The following is an 18,663-nucleotide window of genomic DNA, read 5'->3' as shown; positions in this document are numbered from 1 at the left end:
CTTTATTATCACTGTCCCAAACGGTGGCGCTTTTGAAGTTCGGGCGTCGGCACAAGACGGTTCTGGTTACGCAACGGCTTTGCTGGGAAAGGGCAAGGCGAAGTACGCTCCCACTGTTCCCCGCCCCGATCTGTATAAGTTAACCGCCAACATGAGTCGAATGGGTGGGATGGGCATGGGTACGATGAATATGGGCAAAACCGACACAACTGCTCAGACTAACTCCGACATGAACGGCCCTATGTTGCACAATATGGCCGGGATGAATCATGGGGCTAGCCAGCAACCCGTAAATCCAGCAAAACCGAACACGAAAGAACCGACCACGGGGACCATGGACCATAGTCAGATGCAGATGGGACAGGATAAGCCAGCACATGCCGTATCTATCAAACCAAAAAAGCAGGATTCGATGGCTGGGATGGACCACAGCCAGATGGATATGGGTGGAAAGCCGACTGCCAAGCAGCCGATTCCGGCAAAAAAGGCCTCAAAGCCGTCCAAACCGGTGGGATCAATGGCTGGGATGGATCATCGTGGTATGAACATGGATGGCATGAAAACGGCCAAAGATGGTAAGATGGACATGACGGAGCTGGACCATGGACAGATGGACCACTCCTCCATGCCGGGCATGGATCATAGTAAAATGGGCATGAAAATGGATTCGATGCCCAATACGAAAACGGACGGCAACAAGCCGGATAACATGGCTGCCATGGATCACAGCAAAATGAACATGGACAGTAAATCCGGTACTATGGCCGGTATGAGTATGATGGACGAGCAGAATACCATCGACTATAGCATTCTCAAATCTCCCGAACCCATTGTGTTTCCGGCAAATCATCCGGTTCGGGAAATACCACTCACGTTGACGGGAAATATGTTTCGCTACATCTGGGGCTTCAATGGGCAGCCTCTGTCACGGGCGGATATGATTCAGATTCGGCGGGGCGAAATTGTGCGTATCCGCATGATGAACAACACCATGATGATGCACCCGATTCACCTGCACGGGCATTACTTCCGGGTGCTGAGCGGGCAGGGCCAGTATTCACCCCTGAAGCACACGGTGAACGTATCGCCGATGGAGAACATCACAATTGAGTTTATGGCTGATGACGAGAAAGACTGGTTTTTTCACTGCCACCTGCTCTATCATATGCTTAGTGGCATGGCTCGCGTGGTTAGCTATGGCGATAAGCCAGATTCATCCATTGCTAACATTCAAAAGCAGCACCTGCGCGATATGCGCGACAACCAGCCGTTTGTCTGGGGCTTTCTGCAACCCGGTTATCCGATCAATTACTTTAATCTGAATGTCTCCAATAATAAAAACGCCATCGTTGCCGGGGGCGATCACGACTGGCGCACGAATCGGTTCGAGTTCGACCTAGACTATGAACGCTACCTCGGCGACTGGTTTCGGGTGTTTGCCGGGGTTGACGGCGGTAATGAGGAATTCCTGCGCCGGATACGGCCCGAAGAAGCACAGCCAACGGGAGATCGGCGCATCGTCCGGGCCGTGGCGGGTATTCGGTATATGCTGCCGTTTTTGATTCAGTCAGAGGTAAAACTCGACACACGCGGCAACGTTCGTTTCCAACTTACCGGGCAGCAGATGTTGTTTCCCCGTTTAGATTTCCAGTATCAGACTCAGTGGCTGGTAGGAGGCTATGTGCGGGCGCACATTGAGCTGCAATATACGGTAAGCAAGAACCTTTTTCTACACACAGATTATGACACGCGGTACCGCACTGTCGGGGGTGGGCTGGGGTATAATTTCTGATCGGACAATTTCGCAAGTAGCCGAATGACCAACGTCAGCATTAGCAGGTTGGGTAGTCGTGTCGGTGGCCAAGCTAGCATAGACAGTGGGCTCGTACAATAATAGTTTTATGCCCTTTAGCCGCCCATTTCCTGTTGTTTCCTGCTGGACTGCCCGGTTGAGCGGGACACCAAATCGGTGCTCCTTTTTCAGTATTGTAGTTGCAACCCGCGAGGGCCACGCACACAATGGCGAGGCAGCCTACGATGCCGGACTACAGGGTAATCCCGGTTTTTAGTGTGGCAGGTTGCAGGCAGGGGAGCTACTACCGTTTGCTGCTAAGAAAAAAGATTCGTTCATGATCGCCTGAGTTTATACCTGACCGACTGAGGACTCTGCTACATGAACTCGACTTCCGAACAATCGGGCGAAATGGGGCTTGTAATAGTTAGTAATATCGTTACAGAACTTCCAGAATATCAGACAAATAGCCATCTCATGCTTCTGGAACGTGTATTATTTTACGGGCCTTGCCCGATTTTCCTCCCAGACAGGCTGTTGCTAAACTATTCACCTTACCCGCTGTTTTGATATTGTTGGTTCATATGAGCGACGGAAAACTCAACTAATAATGAAAAAGTCACTGATTACCCTGGCTCTCTCACTACTGCTACTTGGTGGAGTTTTTGCTCAGGACGCCAAACAGGTGAAAACTCCAAAAAAGTCAACGAAGGCGGCTAAAAAAATGGATCACAGCAAAATGAAGACGAAAAAAGATTCGTAATCAAACCGTTGGCTACCGCATCAAATAGCATCAGCTGACCGGAGCATTTGCTGGTTGATGCGGCTTAATTATTAACGTAGGCTTGCTTCCAGCCGCTTTAATTCGTCAATCTCTTTGGTCTGCATCTTAACAACGTTGCTGGCCATCGTCTGCATTTTCTCTGTCTTCCCTTCTTTCAGGAATGCACGGGCCATGTCAACGCCCTGCTGGTGATGTTGCGCCATCATACTAGCAAAGTCATGATCGACTTTGCCGTTCATCGTGTGATTACCGCTGTGCATAATTTTCATCGCGTCCTTTCCGAATGCCGAGGAAGCTGATTGGGGTTTATGGCTACCAATGAATTGGGTCAGATTCTCGATCTCTTTTTGATTGGCAGCTTTTATTTTACTGGCCAACATTTTAACCTGCGTGTTCTGGCCCTTCTTAAGCTCCAAATCTGCCATGTCAACCGCCGATTGATGGTGCAACAACATCATCATAGCGAAATCGTGATCGGGATCGCCCGTCATTTTCATGCTCATCATTTTATCCATTCCCGATTGCATCGCCTTCATCAGAGTGTTGCCACTCGCCGGGCTAGTTGTTTTATGACCAGCATGTTGTCCCTGTTGGGCCACCGCTGGATGCGCTAGCACCAAGGCCAAGCTAATACCCGCTGCCGCAAAAAATCTTTTTTTCATCTGTTTCGTAATTGATTAGACTTCAGTATAACTACGGACCTAAACCGAGGGTTATTACAAGATTTTCCAGAAATGTTATAGAATTTTTGGGTATTATCTTGCTCAAATATTGATGAAACTCTAAAAGCCGTTTTTATTTAAAACTTTCCGTCTTTTCCTAGTGGCTACTGCGTTGCTTTTGGGTGCGCGTGTTCATGACCATTTGCGTGGCCTTCCCCGTGTTGTTCCAGGTAAGCCCCCCGAGGACCGATACCATACTGATAAGTTAAAACACCTCCCTGATGACCGGCTAGCCCAACGGCTATTCCGGCGCACACCAGAGCAGCCGCTGTCACCGTTTCAAGCCACTTTAGCGGTTGCCAGAACGTGATTGCTTTGAACAGTGTTCCGAATCCCCCCAACCAGAGGGAATAGTCGGCATACATCTCATGGGCTTCCAGAACCAGTTGCGCGGCCTGGCTGATGCCTGATGTATGGGGATGAACTAATGTACTGGCAACGTAGGCTCCAACCGTTCCCCCGGCAGCCAGCAAGAGCGTCAACACATGCACAGGGCGCGATGGTTTGACCAGAGCGATCAGCTGTAATAGCCCCGCCAGGATTAGTAACATGATGGGGACATGGACCACCATGGGGTGATAAGTCGGGTAGTCGGCTAAGGGAGCGGGCATCGAAGCGATTGACTGAACCTGCTTTCTGGTGATCGTGTCGGTAACTCGATCACCAGCCGGATAGGCTGGATTCATGTCCGAATTTAGGCGGGTTGTATCTGGTTGTGGTTTCTTTTTAGGATGACCCGGATGAGCGTAACTTATGTGAAAGCTTACCAGCAAGAAAACCAATAATCCTAGGGCTTGGAGTTGTTTCATGATAGAGCACTATAAAGGACCAGTATGCCCAATGGCGAGTTAATCCGGTCAGTCTGAAAAATACGTTTAAGTCTAATTTAAATGCAGGTAAGGGATGTGTCCCTACAGGGGTCGAAGAGCTGAAGTCCGTAGAACAACAGACATATCAGCCTATTTCCAAACTGCGACCAGACGCTGGTAGTAATAGCCTTACAGCCTCCAGTGGGTCGTTCTTGGCAAGATGGCTCAAACCAGCCAAATACTGAGGAATATTAACCTGAAACGCGCGGAATGGATAAGCGGATCATCCAGCAGGGGTGCCGCAAAAGCGATTCCATTCATGGGAAACAACACGGCCAACCACCGCCTAAAATCATAAGGTAATACGTTGACCTTCTTTGGGCATCAGCTGAACTTTCACTTGCTCCCCATGCATCAAACACCAATGGTCAACCACAACAAATCCACTACTCCCCAGCAGCACTGACACCGCCAGCCATAAACACAGCTGGCGGGTTAAAAAGGAGAGATGAGTAGCGGAACTTTTCACATTACAAACTTAATAGAATACGATTGCTTAGGTATTGTAATATTTTTCAGCGGGTTTATAAAACTTTTCGTTTCCGCATATTCTGCTTCCATCCTTCCCTAGGGCCGCCCTTTCTTTTGGTGACTTCGCCCGAAAAGAAAGGAGGTTTACTTCCCAACCCATTCGAGGCTTCTCTTTTCCTACGTAATCCCCAAAAGTCCGTCGTTCGGAAAAACACCCGTGTTACGGTGCTTTAGTGAGAAGCGGTAGAAAAAAGGGGGACCAAAATTTTGTAACTTCCTGGATGAATATTGCAAAAACACGATCGGGTTTTAGGAGTTATACTCTTTACAGGCTGTCGTTTCACAAACTGTATGCAAAGCACGCTCTTCCGTATGAGCCTCTGATCCAGATTTATAGCCAATCTTTGGTAATAGTATAGGGATGGTTAACGGAAAAAGTAGTTTTCATGGCGACCTCAGGTGCAGTTGGAATGAATCGAATGGCTAACTAGCCCTGCAGAACGATTGATAAAAGCCATTCATTATCCGTAGCAGTAACACATCCTTTATAATAAATTTTAATCATGAATAAAATCTATCGTAGGCTGTATCCGTACACCTTTCTGGGCGCTTTTTTCTTTTTAGTAAGTTGTTCCGATCACCGCGATGATGCGGTCTGTCTGGAAATCCAACCGCATGATGAGAACGTACTGATGCAAATCAACCACCGCATGATGGAGGAAATGGACCAGATGACACACACCAACGATCCGGATCACGATTTCGCCATGATGATGTCCATGCACCATCAAAGTGCCATTGATATGTCCCAGGAGGAACTCAAGAGCGGAGATGATCCCCAGATGAAAGAGATGGCGCAGCAGGTAATTAACGCCCAACAGGCGGAAAAGGCCATGCTCCAGCAATACCTGCAGTCCCACACCCCGGTCGTGGAGCCCGATGGTCCCACGTTTAATTCCGAATCGATGATGTCCATGGACAAAATGATGAAGGCCCAGGACATCCGGGTGCTCTCCGAAGATAGCGACGTAACGTATGCGCAGCTACTGATCGATCACCACCAAAGTGCTCTGGAGATGGCCATGGCCGAATTGGCCTACGGGGATGATCCAATGATACGGGAGATGGCCAGCAAAATGATTGAAGACCAGCGAAAAGAGATCATGGAACTTCAGGATTGGCTCATCAAAAACAAACCATTCTAATAGACTTTTTCATCTTAATTCGAAAACCAAATCCATGTCACACGAAAAATTTCTAGGCTGCATCGAAGCCTGCCAGGCCTGCGCCGTTGCCTGTGACCATTGCGCCAATGCCTGTCTGATGGAACCCAACGTTCAAATGCTGGTGGAGTGCATTCGCCTGGATCGGGCCTGCGCCCTCATTTGCCAGACTGCCGTAACCTTTATGGCTTCCAATAGCCCCTTGACTACGCAGGTTTGTGAACTTTGTGCCCGTATTTGTGAAGCCTGTGCGGCCGAGTGTGAAAAGCACGCCCACCATCATGAACACTGCCGCCAGTGCGCTGAAGCTTGCCGCAGGTGCGCTGAAGCTTGCCGGAACCTAAGCATAGCGGTGTAATGCAAAACAACGAATCCTTATAACATCGTCTGTCGGGAAGTAAGTGGGCTCAGAAAGATCCCTTTCCTCGGTAGGAAAGGTTAATCTGTAAAAGTGGTACAAAACTTTTACCTTCACTAATTAACTACCTAATCATCAGGTACTTGTTTTCGTATTTTTGTTCCCTTTAATTAGATTGAGGAGTTTATAGACCGTAGCGGAGGAAGGAATGGAGAAAGCCTACATGTTGTCCCGAATGGTCAGGCCTTCCTGATAAGCACTAAAAACCATCGGTGCGATTTTGGGTATATTTGCAGAAACGTAGGCCATGGCGCGATAAATCATCACCAGTTGCTATTGCTGAGTCTGACAGTGGCTTTTACGTGGATAGTATCCAACTACATAGGGGCAAAAATCCAAATCATTTTGTAAGAGCTACTTTTGCTTTTCGTTAACATTGTTTTATAAGCCCCGAACCAGATTCCAGCAAAAAAACGTGTAGGTTTGTTGAAATCCTTTGGTGACAAAAAGAAAAAATGATGAAACACATACCTGCATCCGCTTTATTGATTTTTCTTTTTTGCACTTCCCTTTTCTTCTGACTTGTCAGAAGAAAAGGGAAGTGAATCATAAATAATAGCTGCCGGGCAACCAAAACTGATAAAAACTCAAGGCTCACAACCCGCTGACAATGTTCTTTGTAGTCTACAGGACTAAGCAGGTAACCTTTGGTTCGGCACAAAGGACGACGGTGTTTATAAATATGACGTGAAATCGTTTAGCCAATTTAATTTGATCCATCACACCGTGTTGGTTTGAATGACCCATATCTGCCGAACTCGTATCCCGGGGCAGATTTTCCACGGTCTGTTCTTCCTTTTATTGAGCGGGTCGTGTCGGTTGGAGCGGTACCCTGTGGGTGATGCTGATACTGCCCAAAAGAGAAGTTGACCAAACCTCACTGAGTCAGAATAAGGAGTAAGATTATTTTCATCATGCCAATTCAAACTATAAAATAAAAAAGCAGCACAGGCTTCTTGTGATCAGCCCGTGCCGCTTCTATGTAGTAAATAAGCCGGTTGATTCGTACCCTACCTAATCAGAACAGTAGGATAACCCAGCTGATTAAAAAGTGTCCTGCTAAACGGCTTGTAATATTTAGCGTTAAAGATTACAAAATTACTCCCTTATAACTTAGTTACCTTAAGTCTTAGACTGTTGGTAACCACCGAAACGGAGCTTAAAGCCATAGCTGCCCCGGCAATCATGGGGTTGAGCAAAAAGCCATTAAACGGAAAAAGGAGACCAGCCGCGATAGGAATGCCAATCACGTTATAGATAAAGGCCCAAAATAGATTTTGCCGAATGGTCTGCACGGTTTTTTTCGAGAGTTGTAATGCCTTTGGGATACTTCCTAAATCGGACGTAATCAACGTCATCTTGGCGACATCCATGGCAATATCTGATCCGCGTCCCATCGCGATACTCACATCCGCTTGCGCCAGTGCCTGGGAGTCATTAATGCCATCCCCAACCATCGCCACCACTTTTCCTTGGCTTTGTAGCTGTTTGACAAATTCGGCTTTATCATTCGGTAAGGCTTCAGCACGGAAGTCTGTAACACCTACTTCCTGCGCCACAGCCGATGCCGTTTGCCGATTATCACCCGTCATCATATAGACCTCGATACCACGGCGTTGCAAGGTCTGAATGGCTAACCGGGAAGTCTCTTTGATGGGATCGGCGATCGCAATGATGGCTTTGACGGAGGTTTTATCGAAGAAATAAACGACCGTTTTTGCCTGATTCTGCCAGCGATCAGCCAACTCATTCGCCTGCGGAATCGTCTTAATTCCTTCCTCTGCCAGCAAGCGGGGATTGCCAACGAAGTATTTCTCTCCCTGATAATAACCCGTGACACCGCGACCCGTTAGGCTCTCAAAGCCATCCAACTGAGCTCCTTTGATGCCATCCGCTTTCAATCTTTCCAGTACCGCTTCCGCAAGCGGGTGTTCCGATTGAGCTTCCAGGGCGAACAATACTTCATGAAGGTAAGTAGTGGTTGTTTTGGGCATAAACCATTCCAGATCGGTTACTTTTGGTCGGCCTTCCGTGATGGTTCCCGTCTTATCTAGAATCACGGCATTTACTTTATAGCCTAGTTCGAGGCTTTCTGCATCTTTAATGAGGATGTTGTTTTCGGCTCCTTTGCCAACACCAACCATGATGGCCGTTGGAGTAGCCAGCCCCAGGGCACATGGGCAGGCAATCACCAGGACCGTGACTGACGTTAGTAAAGCATGGGTAAACGCATTATCACCACCAACAATCATCCAGGTGACAAATGTTAGGAGCGCAATTCCAATCACCACCGGAACAAAGATGCCTGCGATTCGGTCTACCAACTTCTGGACCGGGGCTTTACTACCTTGCGCTTCCTGAACCATTCGAATGATTTGGGCCAGTATGGTATCGCCACCTACCTTTTCGGCTTGGAATCGGAAAGCCCCTTTTTGATTGATGGTTCCGGCAAAAACCTTTTCACCTTCCTTTTTTTCGACGGGTACCGGCTCGCCGGAAATCATGCTTTCGTCAACATACGAGTAACCTGAATAAACGACGCCATCCACCGGAATTTTTTCGCCGGGTCTCACAATTACGATTTGTCCAACCCGGACCTGGGCAATCGGTATTTCGCGCTCGGTCCCCTCTTCGATAATACGTATCGTTTTAGGTTGCAGGCCCATGAGTTTCTTCAAGGCCGATGATGTATTGGATTTGGCTTGTTCCTCCAGTAACTTTCCCAGTGAGATAAAGGCAATGACGACCGCTGCCGCTTCATAATAGACGTGTGGATGGACTCCGCGGCTATGCCAGAAATCAGGATTGACAGTGTTAAAAACACTAAACAGAAAAGCGATTCCGGTTGAAAGGGCGACCAGCGTATCCATATTGGCCTTTCCGTGACGAGCCTGTTTCCAGGCATTGACAAAAAACGGGCGGCCCAGGTAGAATACCACTGGTGCTGATAAGGCCATCATGATCCAGTTGGCATAGGGCAGCGATCCGGAGTCCCCGTCCATAAAGAACATACCAATAACGACAACCGGAATCGAGAGGATAACCGCCCAAAGAGTTCGTTTTTTTAAGGCTTTATAGTTTCGCTGCTGGGCTTCTTGTTGTACCTGCTGGGGATTTTCCTCATCAATAATAAGATCATAACCGATTGATCGAATGGCATTCTGTAACGTCTGCTGAGTCACCGCTTTGGGGTCATACTCCACTGTCGTTGACTGGTTAGCATAGTTTACCGATGCATCAACGACGCCTGGCGTATTTTTAAGCATCGATTCCACACTGATGGCGCAGGCGGCACAGGTCATTTCAAGTACCGGATAGTTTTTTTTCACAACTCGACCCCCTCGGTTTTTGACCGGTGAGGGAGCTATATCTTCAGGATTGACTTTCATAGCTGTTCACTTTTAACCTTTATGAGGCAAAATTACTAAGCTGGCCAAGTGGGGACGTTATATAATACCGGGAGATATTTTGTAATATTTAAGTATTGATCGAGGCATTTATCCAAAATTGAGATGAGCCCTTCCAGGTATTTTAGTCACCGGCTTACGTTTTCGACAAATAAGTATGAATGGTATCATAATCGAAAGTGTGAGATTAAATACAGGTTGCCCGGTTTATAGAATAGGTTTCATTTGCCAACCAGTTGTAAGAATTGTGCTAAATCAGCTCCGGTCATATCGGCAACTTTCATTGAAAAAAACTTCTCTTTGACCGCATTTCGTTCGGCAAGCCTGTATTGGCTGACTAGCTCCTGAATCATTTGTGGGTTATTAATAGCAAGGCCAAGTAGTAACATGGGGTTGCTTTCGCCATTGGTGCGATACAATTTATAATCATCGGCCCTGTTTTTTATCTGCTTCTCACCAAATTCCAGCAGTTTTCGAATAGCGGATAGAACCGAATCACTATCTGCTTGCGAATAATGGCCTTTTTGAACCTGTTGTTGCAATTCGCCATGGTTAACTTTAACAATAAATTTTTCAATACCTTCTAATTCTTCTCTGCTGATCTGAGGTTCCATTTTATTTTCAGTACGGTTGGTCTGTATTGGATAGTAAGCTCTTATTGGTGATAATCCTAAGAGTTCATGTGTTCCGCTATTCGATGGCGAATTTCATCGCGTTCTGCTTTAATCATTTTAAAGTGAGAAGGAGACAATCCCGTGAGTTGTTTAAATTGGTTTGACAAATGCTGGAGACTACTGAAACCGGTTCGATAGGCAATTTCCGATAGGGTCAGGTCAGAGTAAACCAGCCATTCTTTTACTTTGTCAAGTCTTTTTTCAATGGTGTATTTTTCAATTGTAATCCCCTCATACCCAGAAAATAGCGAGCTTAATGTGTCGTAGTCCACACCCGCTTTCTCTTCAAGCAGGTCGGAATAACGGACTTTATTGTCACCTAAATCATATCGTTGCAAGGTTTCTTGGATGAGGTCTTTTACCAGTTGAATGAGTTCAGCCTTCCGATCAACCAATAAGGAAAATCCCAAGGTCTCTAATCGCTTACTGAGTTCGTGTAACTGCTTCGTATTGATAGAGGAGACGGTTGCCACACCTAGTTGAACGTCGGTTGGTACCAACCCCAAGGCCTTCAATTCCCCTTCGACGGCTTGGATGCATCGTCCGCAAACCATACCCCGTATCCGCAATTCTGTATTCATCCCCTTTAATTTTAAGCCAAGTCTACGTTGAAGAACTGCACATTAATCGGTAATAAGAGTTGCCATCTGGCATAGCTATTATCAAGCAATTGTCTGATCTTGAAATTGGGCCATAGAACTCATTCAAAATGCTTATATCAAGGGCAACAGTGGCTGATATGCTGCATGGTTTTGAAGCTGGTTTGCCACTACAAATGTATACCGACCTAGTTTATGTACTGTTGTAAAATTTTGTGTGTAACTTATAAGATTATAGCTACTTGATACGATAAGCTATTTTGAATTACAAGGATGTAGGTCGTCGAAATAAAAAACATAGGCAAAAATTTTATAAGTGAGAGCCCGAACCTTGTAAAGCAATTGGCCCCTCTTTCGAGTTACTTTGTATATCGAATCATTGTCATACTCGATTCCAAGATGAAACTTCAACATCACTATTGGTTGCATGGCTTGTCCAAACCCCATGAAGTGGAAGCAGTTCGGGTTGCTCTCCAAAAACACCCCGACATACTGGATGCGGAGGTTACGTTAAATCCGCCCCAGGTATTCGTTACCGTTGAAAAACATCCCATCTTGGCGGAACTTCAGCAGGTAGTTTCTACTGTAGGGTCATTTCATCTGATGGAAGTCGAAAAGGGGAATGAAACGACCACGCACCCCCATCATGGCTCGCATCACCAGGCCGCGGAGGGAGAAGCACCAGTTGCCCACGATACTCGGAAAAATAATCCAAACCAAACACCCGATCACCTCAAGGAGCCGCCCGCTGTGCAGCAGTCCCAACAGCATATTGGGCATGATGATCACAGCGGTCCGATGGACACGGACCCTGGTAGCGTAGGGAAAGTCGACGTGATGAATCATGATCACCACCAGAGTCATTCCCATTCCCATGGGAGTTCAATGAATCATGAGGGACATACCGGCCATGATCACGGTGCCATGATCGCCGATTTTCTGCGTCGATTTTGGGTATGCCTGGTTCTTTCTGTACCCGTCATTGCCTTTTCCATGATGTTTCAGGAAGTGGCGGGCTATCACCTGGATTTTCTCTATCGCGACTGGATCGTCATGAGCTTGGCAACGATCATTTATTTTTACGGTGGCTGGCCGTTTCTGACCGGTTTGATCAGTGAGATCCGCAGGCGTCAACCCGGAATGATGACCCTGGTAGCGGTCGCTATAACCGCAGCCTACACCTACAGCATGGTGGTCGCCCTGGGTATTCTGCCGGGCATGGATTTCTTTTGGGAGCTGGCTACCCTGATTGATATTATGTTACTGGGCCATTACCTGGAAATGAAATCCGTTGCCGGAGCCTCACGCTCACTGGAATTGATTGTTAAAATGCTTCCTTCCGATGCCCATTTAGTGAATGGCGATGGAATTCGTGACGTCAAAGTTGACCAGCTTACCATTGGTGATATTGTTTTGGTACGTCCCGGTGAGCGGATTCCGACCGATGGTGAGGTGGTTGAAGGGAACAGCTTTGTCAATGAAAGTATGCTGACGGGTGAGAGTGTGCCGGTGCAGAAAGAGCAACAAGATACCGTCATAGCCGGGGGCATCAATGGCGAAGGCGCTCTAAAAGTGAAAGTAACCCACCAAGGGGCAGACAGTTACCTCAACAAGGTTGTTAAGCTGATTCAGGAGGCTCAGGGTGCGAAATCCCAAACTCAAACGCTGGCCGACCGGGCTGCCGGATGGTTAACCCTAATTTCTTTAACCGTAGGGGTCATTACACTATTGTTCTGGCTGTTCAGCGGCAAGGATATGGCATTTGCTGTCGAACGAATGGTGACCGTCATGGTTACGTCCTGTCCGCATGCCCTGGGAGTGGCGATTCCCCTGGTCGTGGCAATTTCCACCGCTATTTCCGCGCAAAAAGGTTTGTTGATCCGAAACCGAACAGCTTTTGAAGAGTCCCGTAAAATAACAGCGATGGTTTTCGATAAAACAGGCACCTTAACGGAAGGGCAATTCGGTGTGACCCGCGTCGTTTCATTCGTGGATCAGGTAGATGAAACGGCATTGCTTCGCACAGCCACAGCCCTGGAGCAACAATCGCAACACCCCATCGCCCAGGGTATTGTACGGGAAGCAAAGACCCGTAACCTGGCACCACTTTCCATTAGTGACTTTCAGTCGATTACGGGGAAGGGCATTTCAGCCACCGTGGATGGAAAAAAAGTGGCCGTAGTTAGTCCCGGCTACTTAAAAGAACATGGGATCGAATTGCCCAAAGACGCCAATAGCAGCGAAGCGGAAACTGTGGTTTTTGTACTCCAAGATCAAAAAGTAACCGGATTCATTGCACTGGCTGATACGATTCGATCAAACTCTAAAGAAGCCGTACAACGTTTGCAGGAAGCGGGTATCAAGGTCTATATGGCGACGGGTGATAATCAAAAAGTGGCCGATGCCGTGGCAAAGGAATTGGGTCTGGATGGGGTTTTTGCTGAGGTGTTGCCGGATCAAAAAGTTCGAATTGTAAAAGACTTACAGCAAAAAGGTCAATTTGTGGCAATGACGGGTGATGGGGTCAATGATGCACCGGCCCTGGCACAAGCCAATGTGGGCATCGCCGTTGGGTCGGGAACGGATGTAGCGGCAGAAACCGCCGACATTATATTGGTCAACAGCAATCCTACCGATATTACCAATCTGGTTGAGTTCGGCAAAGCCACTTACCGAAAAATGATTCAAAATCTTATTTGGGCCACCGGGTATAATGTGGTCGCTATTCCATTGGCTGCCGGGGTTTTATACCCCAATTTTGTCCTAAGCCCGGCGCTGGGTGCTGTCCTGATGAGCGCCAGCACGGTGATTGTGGCGTTGAACGCCCAATTATTAAAACGTGAGATAAATTAATAATCGTAAGAGTGAGTTTAAAATTAGGTTAACTGTTTTTGTGACTTTGCCAATCGTCGCACTAAAAAGTGGGTATTGGCGGTAGATTTAGCGTGGCAAACCGATCCGTGTCGAATCTGAATCTCACCTCTCATGTGGACTTGCTACATTTGACTGGAGACTTTTTTTAGGCAGATTTGGGACAAATCTAAAAGTAGCCATGAAAAAAAGGCGTGTATTTGACCGCACCGGCGGACCGGAAGTATTTAAAGAAATGGCACCGGGCCGGCGGACCGGTCGAGTTATCCTATGCAAAAAACTCCTTTCAGGAAGCGGCTCGTGAACTCGGTATCGACTTGGACCTGTTGATTATTTTAGGTACAGTTGAGGCAGGTCATTACGTTGTCATAGAAGTAGAGCAGGTTAGAGTTGACTATTGAGAGTGAGAATGTCCTTTCAATCCACCTTGTCGGAGCGTAAGTTCACCACTGAGCAAGTATCCTCCCGAAGTAACCACTATTTCTCCATCATGAATACCTTTAACTACTTCTACTTCTTGCTTATTCTCAATCCCCGTTTGAAGCATTCGGCGTTCAAACATTCCCTCGCCGGTTTTTACCCATGCCACGGTCATCGTGCCAATAACTAACGAGGACTTCGGAATGACCAACGCCCTTCTTCCGTTTCGATTAAAATTCACGTAGGCCATCATCCCAGGCTTTATTTTTAAGTCAGTATTGACGATCCGGAAACGGGCCAGGTTTATTTTTTGATTTTCCTCCAATTTGGGATTGTTAAACACCAACTTGCCAACGTAGATCCGGGAGGGGGAAGCTTCGAAATGGAGCGTTACTTTTGGCTGTTGATCCATATACTGCACCTCGTTGGAATAGAGTTGAGTTTCAATCCACAGTGTCTGCAAATCGGCCAGTGTGAAAAGGGGAGATCCAATTTCTACGTACTGTCCTTCTTTCACCTGTAAATCTATCAGGTAGCCCGAAGCAGGACTATAATAAGTAATAATAGCAGGTGGCGTATTTGTGCTGGCAATTTGGTGGACTTGGTATTCGGTGAGGCCCCACAATAGTAATTTTCGTTTAGCTCCTTCCTGAATTCGCCTACTTACCAGTTGGCTAGTAGGTGCAACATTAGCCAACTGCTGAAGGGCGAAACGGTATTCATTGATGTAAATCAATAACTCCTCACTATATATTTGGTAGAGTGCCTGACCTTTCATCACAGCTATCCCCGGGTTTCGCACAAAAAGTTTTTCAATTCTTCCTTTCACCCGGGCACTTACGACGGTTATGGCTTCCTGATCCACAGCAGCTATGCCCACCAAGTTGTCGAACTGAGAAATAGACTTCTGTTTCGCCGTATCTAATTTTAAAGCAGCCAATAAGCTTGGCAAGGCTTCCAAATGTAACGTATCACCTTCTATGGCTGGATGAGTTTCCGGTCCAATCTTATGGGTTTTGTGGCCAGTGTGAGGTGCTGATGCATTTTGCTTAGGTTGCCCTTCTGGGGAGGTGGATATACCGCAACCGATGGCCCACCACAACAGGCCGCAAATGATAAGCAAGGAACGGTATTTAATAGTTTTATACATCTGCCGGGAAATAAAGGCTAGAAAGGATAAACCGAAGGCTCAATATAACTTTCACTATCTACCAGATAGCCAGCTTCCTGGGCAATCTCTTCTTGTCCATTTAGCCCTTGAAGTATGGGTATGTAGCCGTCTTGCGGTACACCTGTTAATACCTGGCGGGCTTCAAAACGCTTCTTGCCGCTTGGTGTTTTACCCACATATACCCAAATAATCTTTCGTCGTCCAAGGTCATACACGCTTGATACAGGCACAACGAAGAGGCTTGAGGATCGCGGAATAAGTATCCCGCTCACCAGAGCGTTTATCTTTAACCGGTGGCTGGAATTGTTTAGATAAATCCTTACTTGCGCAAACTTTTGGTTTTTTTGAAAAATTGGCTCAATAAAGTTAACTCTTCCGGCTAACTTCTGATTAGGCACCAGATCGCTGTATAATATCACTGGATCGTTTAATCGGACATCAAAGGACATTCGGGTTTCGTAGGATCCAATTGCCCAAAGAGTGTTCAAATCATTTACAGAAAATAAGGTTTGCCCGGTATTTACATAGTTTCCCTCCCGTAGTTCATCGTTCCTATAAGTGCTGTATGAGGTCACCTCCTCAGTAGTACTATTCATCTTTTTCATGCCATTGGGTTCTGTTTCGGAGCCACTATCGCCCATGGCGGTTGCTGCATCTAATGCGGTTTCAAAAAGGATATACCCCTGATAAGGACTATGAACAGCAATCGTTTCAGTAAATTTCCCCGTTTTTTCTAAATGACCTATTTGGTCATCTGATAGCCCTAACAGCCGGAGTTTTTCCCGTCCTTTCTCAATAAGGTTAGGATCGTTATCGGATTGCAAAAGGTACAGAAACTCGGCTTGGTAGGTGTTAAGTTCTGGACTATAAAGATCCATGATTTTATCGCCTTTGTGAATAAACTGATAATTGTATTTATAGTAGAGTTTTTCTATCCGACCTCCTACCCGAATGGCTACTTTATTGTTCCGACGACTATCGTAAGTGAGGTATCCCTTAATAGGAACACGGAGATTGTGTGGCACAAACTTTGGTTTAACCAGCGTCTGGTTGGAAATAACAATGTGATTAGTGGATTGAGCGATGTCTTCCATTAACTGCACTTCCTGCGGATTCAATAGATCTAAAGACGAAGGATGCTCGCCAGACAAGTGTTCTTTTTGAGTGCAACCTACTAGGTAAGATAGCATCAATAGGAACAGAATTGTCTGTTTCCAGGAAAAAGGAGAAAAGCAACCTATGGAAAACATTTGTTTTTATTTTTTGAATAATCGTGTTTATATCGGGTTCTTGAACCGGTTAATTCTCCACAGTGAGAAAAGAAAGCCTACCCTGCCGTCGAAACTCCCAGATTTTTACAAGTGAAAAGACCACGGGTAAGATAATTAAGGCATATATTGTTGCCGTAACCAGACCAAAAACATACGGGTACGTTATGGGCTTCATGATGTCGCTACCTACCCCCGTTGAAATCAAAACCGGGAATAAACCAATCATGTCTACCACTACCGTCATCAGTACGGGCCGAATTCGTAAAACAGCTCCTGCAAAAATTGCATTTTCAATATCGGTTTCGGATAGCGTTTCCTGGCGCTGCCCCTTCTGCCGAACTAAGTTTCCCAAGGATTGATTCATGTAGACCAGAATTAATACACCCGTCTCTACGGCTACCCCAAAGAGGGCTATAAAGCCGACCGCTACCGCCACTGAAAAATTTACCTGAAAGAAATGCAACGAGTATACGCCCCCCATTAAGGCAATAGGTACACTGCTTAGCACAATTAATACTTCTCGTAATGATTTGAACGTAAGGTATAGGACCAAAGTGATGATAAGGAGCACGATGGGAATAATGAAAGTCAGTCGTTGTTGGGCTCTGACTTGATTTTCATATTGCCCGCTCCACTGGATGAAGTACCCTTGCGGTAGTGTTTTAAACTGCTCTTCAACGCGAAGTTTAGCCTCTTTCACCACACTACCCATGTCCCTGCCTCTTACATTAAAGAGTACCGTTCCCCGTAGCAATGCGTTTTCAGAATTAATCATTGGTGGCCCTTCGGTCACTCGGATATCCACAACGGAGGAAAGGGGAATGGTACCATATTGCGCCGTAAGTATTGGAATTCGTTTAATTTCAGCAATATCGTTCCTATAGTCCTGCCCAAGGCGCAGATTTACATTGAAGCGACGGCGACCCTCCACGGTACTGGTTAAATTCGCCCCGCCCAGGGCGGTTTCTATGATCATTCCTACATCTTCCTCATCAAGGCCGTACCGGGCGATCTCCTTGCGTTTCATGGCTAATTCAAGGTATTTTCCACCCATCAACTGCTCGACGTATAAATCCTGTAATCCCTCCACGCCTTTGATGACTTTTTCTATCTGTAAAGAAAGGGCATAGATGGAATCAAGGCGCTGCCCGTACACCTTGATTCCCACATCAGTGCGGATACCTGTTGACAGCATATTAATTCGGTTGATGATGGGCTGCGTCCAGCCCACTGAGACCCCCGGAATTCTTATTTTATTGTTCATTTCCTGGATTAACTTCTCCTTTGTCATTCCTTCCCGCCACTGGTCACGGGGTTTAAGGATGATAATGCTTTCAATCATGCTGATGGGAGAGTTGTCTGTAGCCGTGGAGGCACGTCCGGCCTTACCTAAGATGTTTTCCACCTCCGGAAAACTTTTAATAATCCGGTCCTGCACTTGTACGATTCGCTTGGCTTCTGAGTTGGAAACATCGGGCAGAGCAACTGGCATTAATAGCAAGGAGCCTTCATCCAAAGGGGGCATGAATTCAGAACCGGTATTTATCAGGATAGGAATACTTCCCAACAGCGTCAGTAGAACCAAGGCAAGTGTAGTTTTTTTCCACTTCAGACCTAAATGCACGGCGGGGCTGGCAAGGTGAATAAAAAAGTTAGAAACCGGATTACGACTTTCTGGAATTAATCTTCCTTTTAGGAAAATCCGTAGTAACATGGGGATAATCAGCAAAGTGACAACTGCCGAACCGCCCATGGTAAACGTTTTGGTCAACACAAGAGGGCTAAATAGCTTTTTTTCTTGCCCGGTTAGAAACAGAATGGGGGAGAATGAAATTAAGGTGACAAGTATGGAGGAAAATACAGCTCTGCCAATCGTTCGGCTCGATTTTTCAATGATATCAATTCTATCTTGTTCTTTGAGTTCCTTCGTATGACCGATACGATGCTTTGGATTAGCCATGGTAGTCATTC

General features: G+C 46.5%; 13 protein-coding genes. 5 read left to right on the top strand and 8 right to left on the bottom strand.

Translation table 11 applies throughout. The features are described 5' to 3' along the window. A partial coding sequence (locus FH871_RS30395) for a multicopper oxidase domain-containing protein (protein ID WP_171063007.1) occupies positions 1–1,792 on the top strand: 1,792 nt, incomplete at its 5' end. Positions 1,793–2,402: 610 nt separating this feature from the next. After that, a complete protein-coding gene (locus tag FH871_RS33330; protein ID WP_165841019.1) occupies positions 2,403–2,555 on the top strand; it encodes a hypothetical protein in 153 nt (50 codons plus the stop codon). A 71-nt stretch (positions 2,556–2,626) separates the two neighbouring features. On the opposite strand, the gene FH871_RS30390 is transcribed toward FH871_RS33330, so the two are convergent. Then, positions 2,627–3,238, bottom strand: a complete 612-nt coding sequence (locus tag FH871_RS30390) for a DUF305 domain-containing protein (RefSeq protein ID WP_114408576.1) — start codon at positions 3,236–3,238, stop codon at positions 2,627–2,629. Between the two features lie 164 nt (positions 3,239–3,402). Next, positions 3,403–4,107 (bottom strand): hypothetical protein, encoded by a 705-nt coding sequence (locus tag FH871_RS30385; protein ID WP_229312284.1) that lies wholly within the window; start codon positions 4,105–4,107, stop codon positions 3,403–3,405. A gap of 1,094 nt (positions 4,108–5,201) precedes the next feature. Between FH871_RS30385 and FH871_RS30380 the strand changes: the two genes are divergently transcribed. Further along, positions 5,202–5,843: a DUF305 domain-containing protein gene (locus FH871_RS30380; protein ID WP_114408577.1), complete on the top strand. Its 642-nt coding sequence runs from the start codon at positions 5,202–5,204 to the stop codon at positions 5,841–5,843. A 34-nt stretch (positions 5,844–5,877) separates the two neighbouring features. Continuing rightward, on the top strand, positions 5,878–6,219 hold the full coding sequence (locus FH871_RS34240) for a four-helix bundle copper-binding protein (protein WP_114408578.1): 342 nt from the start codon (positions 5,878–5,880) through the stop codon (positions 6,217–6,219). Positions 6,220–7,385: 1,166 nt separating this feature from the next. Here FH871_RS34240 and FH871_RS30370 read toward each other — a convergent pair. The 3 genes from FH871_RS30370 to FH871_RS30360 all read right to left on the bottom strand — a co-directional run bounded on the left by FH871_RS30370 (position 7,386) and on the right by FH871_RS30360 (position 10,941). After that, positions 7,386–9,581: a heavy metal translocating P-type ATPase gene (locus tag FH871_RS30370; RefSeq protein WP_138995094.1), complete on the bottom strand. Its 2,196-nt coding sequence runs from the start codon at positions 9,579–9,581 to the stop codon at positions 7,386–7,388. A 326-nt stretch (positions 9,582–9,907) separates the two neighbouring features. Continuing rightward, positions 9,908–10,300: a hypothetical protein gene (locus tag FH871_RS30365; RefSeq protein WP_138995092.1), complete on the bottom strand. Its 393-nt coding sequence runs from the start codon at positions 10,298–10,300 to the stop codon at positions 9,908–9,910. Positions 10,301–10,356: 56 nt separating this feature from the next. Then, positions 10,357–10,941 (bottom strand): AraC family transcriptional regulator, encoded by a 585-nt coding sequence (locus FH871_RS30360; RefSeq protein ID WP_138995091.1) that lies wholly within the window; start codon positions 10,939–10,941, stop codon positions 10,357–10,359. Between the two features lie 942 nt (positions 10,942–11,883). On the opposite strand from FH871_RS30360, the gene FH871_RS30355 reads away from it, so the two are divergent. After that, a complete protein-coding gene (locus FH871_RS30355; RefSeq protein ID WP_229317723.1) occupies positions 11,884–13,812 on the top strand; it encodes a copper-translocating P-type ATPase in 1,929 nt (642 codons plus the stop codon). 412 nt (positions 13,813–14,224) lie between these two features. Here the strand turns inward: FH871_RS30355 and FH871_RS30350 are convergent, their stop codons facing one another. From FH871_RS30350 to FH871_RS34045, 3 genes are read right to left on the bottom strand one after another with little or no spacing between them, the layout of a single operon-like run. After that, entirely contained in the window at positions 14,225–15,400 is a 1,176-nt protein-coding gene (locus FH871_RS30350; RefSeq protein WP_138995090.1) for an efflux RND transporter periplasmic adaptor subunit, read from the bottom strand. A 17-nt stretch (positions 15,401–15,417) separates the two neighbouring features. Continuing rightward, complete coding sequence (locus FH871_RS30345) at positions 15,418–16,671, bottom strand: efflux RND transporter periplasmic adaptor subunit (protein WP_138995089.1); 1,254 nt, start codon at positions 16,669–16,671, stop codon at positions 15,418–15,420. A gap of 49 nt (positions 16,672–16,720) precedes the next feature. Next, positions 16,721–18,652, bottom strand: a complete 1,932-nt coding sequence (locus tag FH871_RS34045) for an efflux RND transporter permease subunit (RefSeq protein ID WP_138995088.1) — start codon at positions 18,650–18,652, stop codon at positions 16,721–16,723. Positions 18,653–18,663 lie beyond the last annotated feature (11 nt).

It is taken from the genome of Larkinella sp. C7 (assembly GCF_006149005.1).
Lineage (GTDB): Bacteria > Bacteroidota > Bacteroidia > Cytophagales > Spirosomataceae > Larkinella.
The sequence above is the reverse complement of the archived record's forward strand: the minus strand, read 5'-3'. Positions and strand labels throughout refer to the sequence as shown.

Bases quoted from the DNA above. Each gene is read 5' to 3' on its own strand.
- FH871_RS33330 (WP_165841019.1), top strand. From the start codon at position 2,403: ATGAAAAAGTCACTGATTACCCTGGCTCTCTCACTACTGCTACTTGGT.
- FH871_RS30390 (WP_114408576.1), bottom strand. From the start codon at position 3,238: ATGAAAAAAAGATTTTTTGCGGCAGCGGGTATTAGCTTGGCCTTGGTG.
- FH871_RS30385 (WP_229312284.1), bottom strand. From the start codon at position 4,107: ATGAAACAACTCCAAGCCCTAGGATTATTGGTTTTCTTGCTGGTAAGC.
- FH871_RS30380 (WP_114408577.1), top strand. From the start codon at position 5,202: ATGAATAAAATCTATCGTAGGCTGTATCCGTACACCTTTCTGGGCGCT.
- FH871_RS34240 (WP_114408578.1), top strand. From the start codon at position 5,878: ATGTCACACGAAAAATTTCTAGGCTGCATCGAAGCCTGCCAGGCCTGC.
- FH871_RS30370 (WP_138995094.1), bottom strand. From the start codon at position 9,581: ATGACCTGTGCCGCCTGCGCCATCAGTGTGGAATCGATGCTTAAAAAT.
- FH871_RS30365 (WP_138995092.1), bottom strand. From the start codon at position 10,300: ATGGAACCTCAGATCAGCAGAGAAGAATTAGAAGGTATTGAAAAATTT.
- FH871_RS30360 (WP_138995091.1), bottom strand. From the start codon at position 10,941: ATGAATACAGAATTGCGGATACGGGGTATGGTTTGCGGACGATGCATC.
- FH871_RS30355 (WP_229317723.1), top strand. From the start codon at position 11,884: ATGATCGCCGATTTTCTGCGTCGATTTTGGGTATGCCTGGTTCTTTCT.
- FH871_RS30350 (WP_138995090.1), bottom strand. From the start codon at position 15,400: ATGTATAAAACTATTAAATACCGTTCCTTGCTTATCATTTGCGGCCTG.
- FH871_RS30345 (WP_138995089.1), bottom strand. From the start codon at position 16,671: ATGTTTTCCATAGGTTGCTTTTCTCCTTTTTCCTGGAAACAGACAATT.
- FH871_RS34045 (WP_138995088.1), bottom strand. From the start codon at position 18,652: ATGGCTAATCCAAAGCATCGTATCGGTCATACGAAGGAACTCAAAGAA.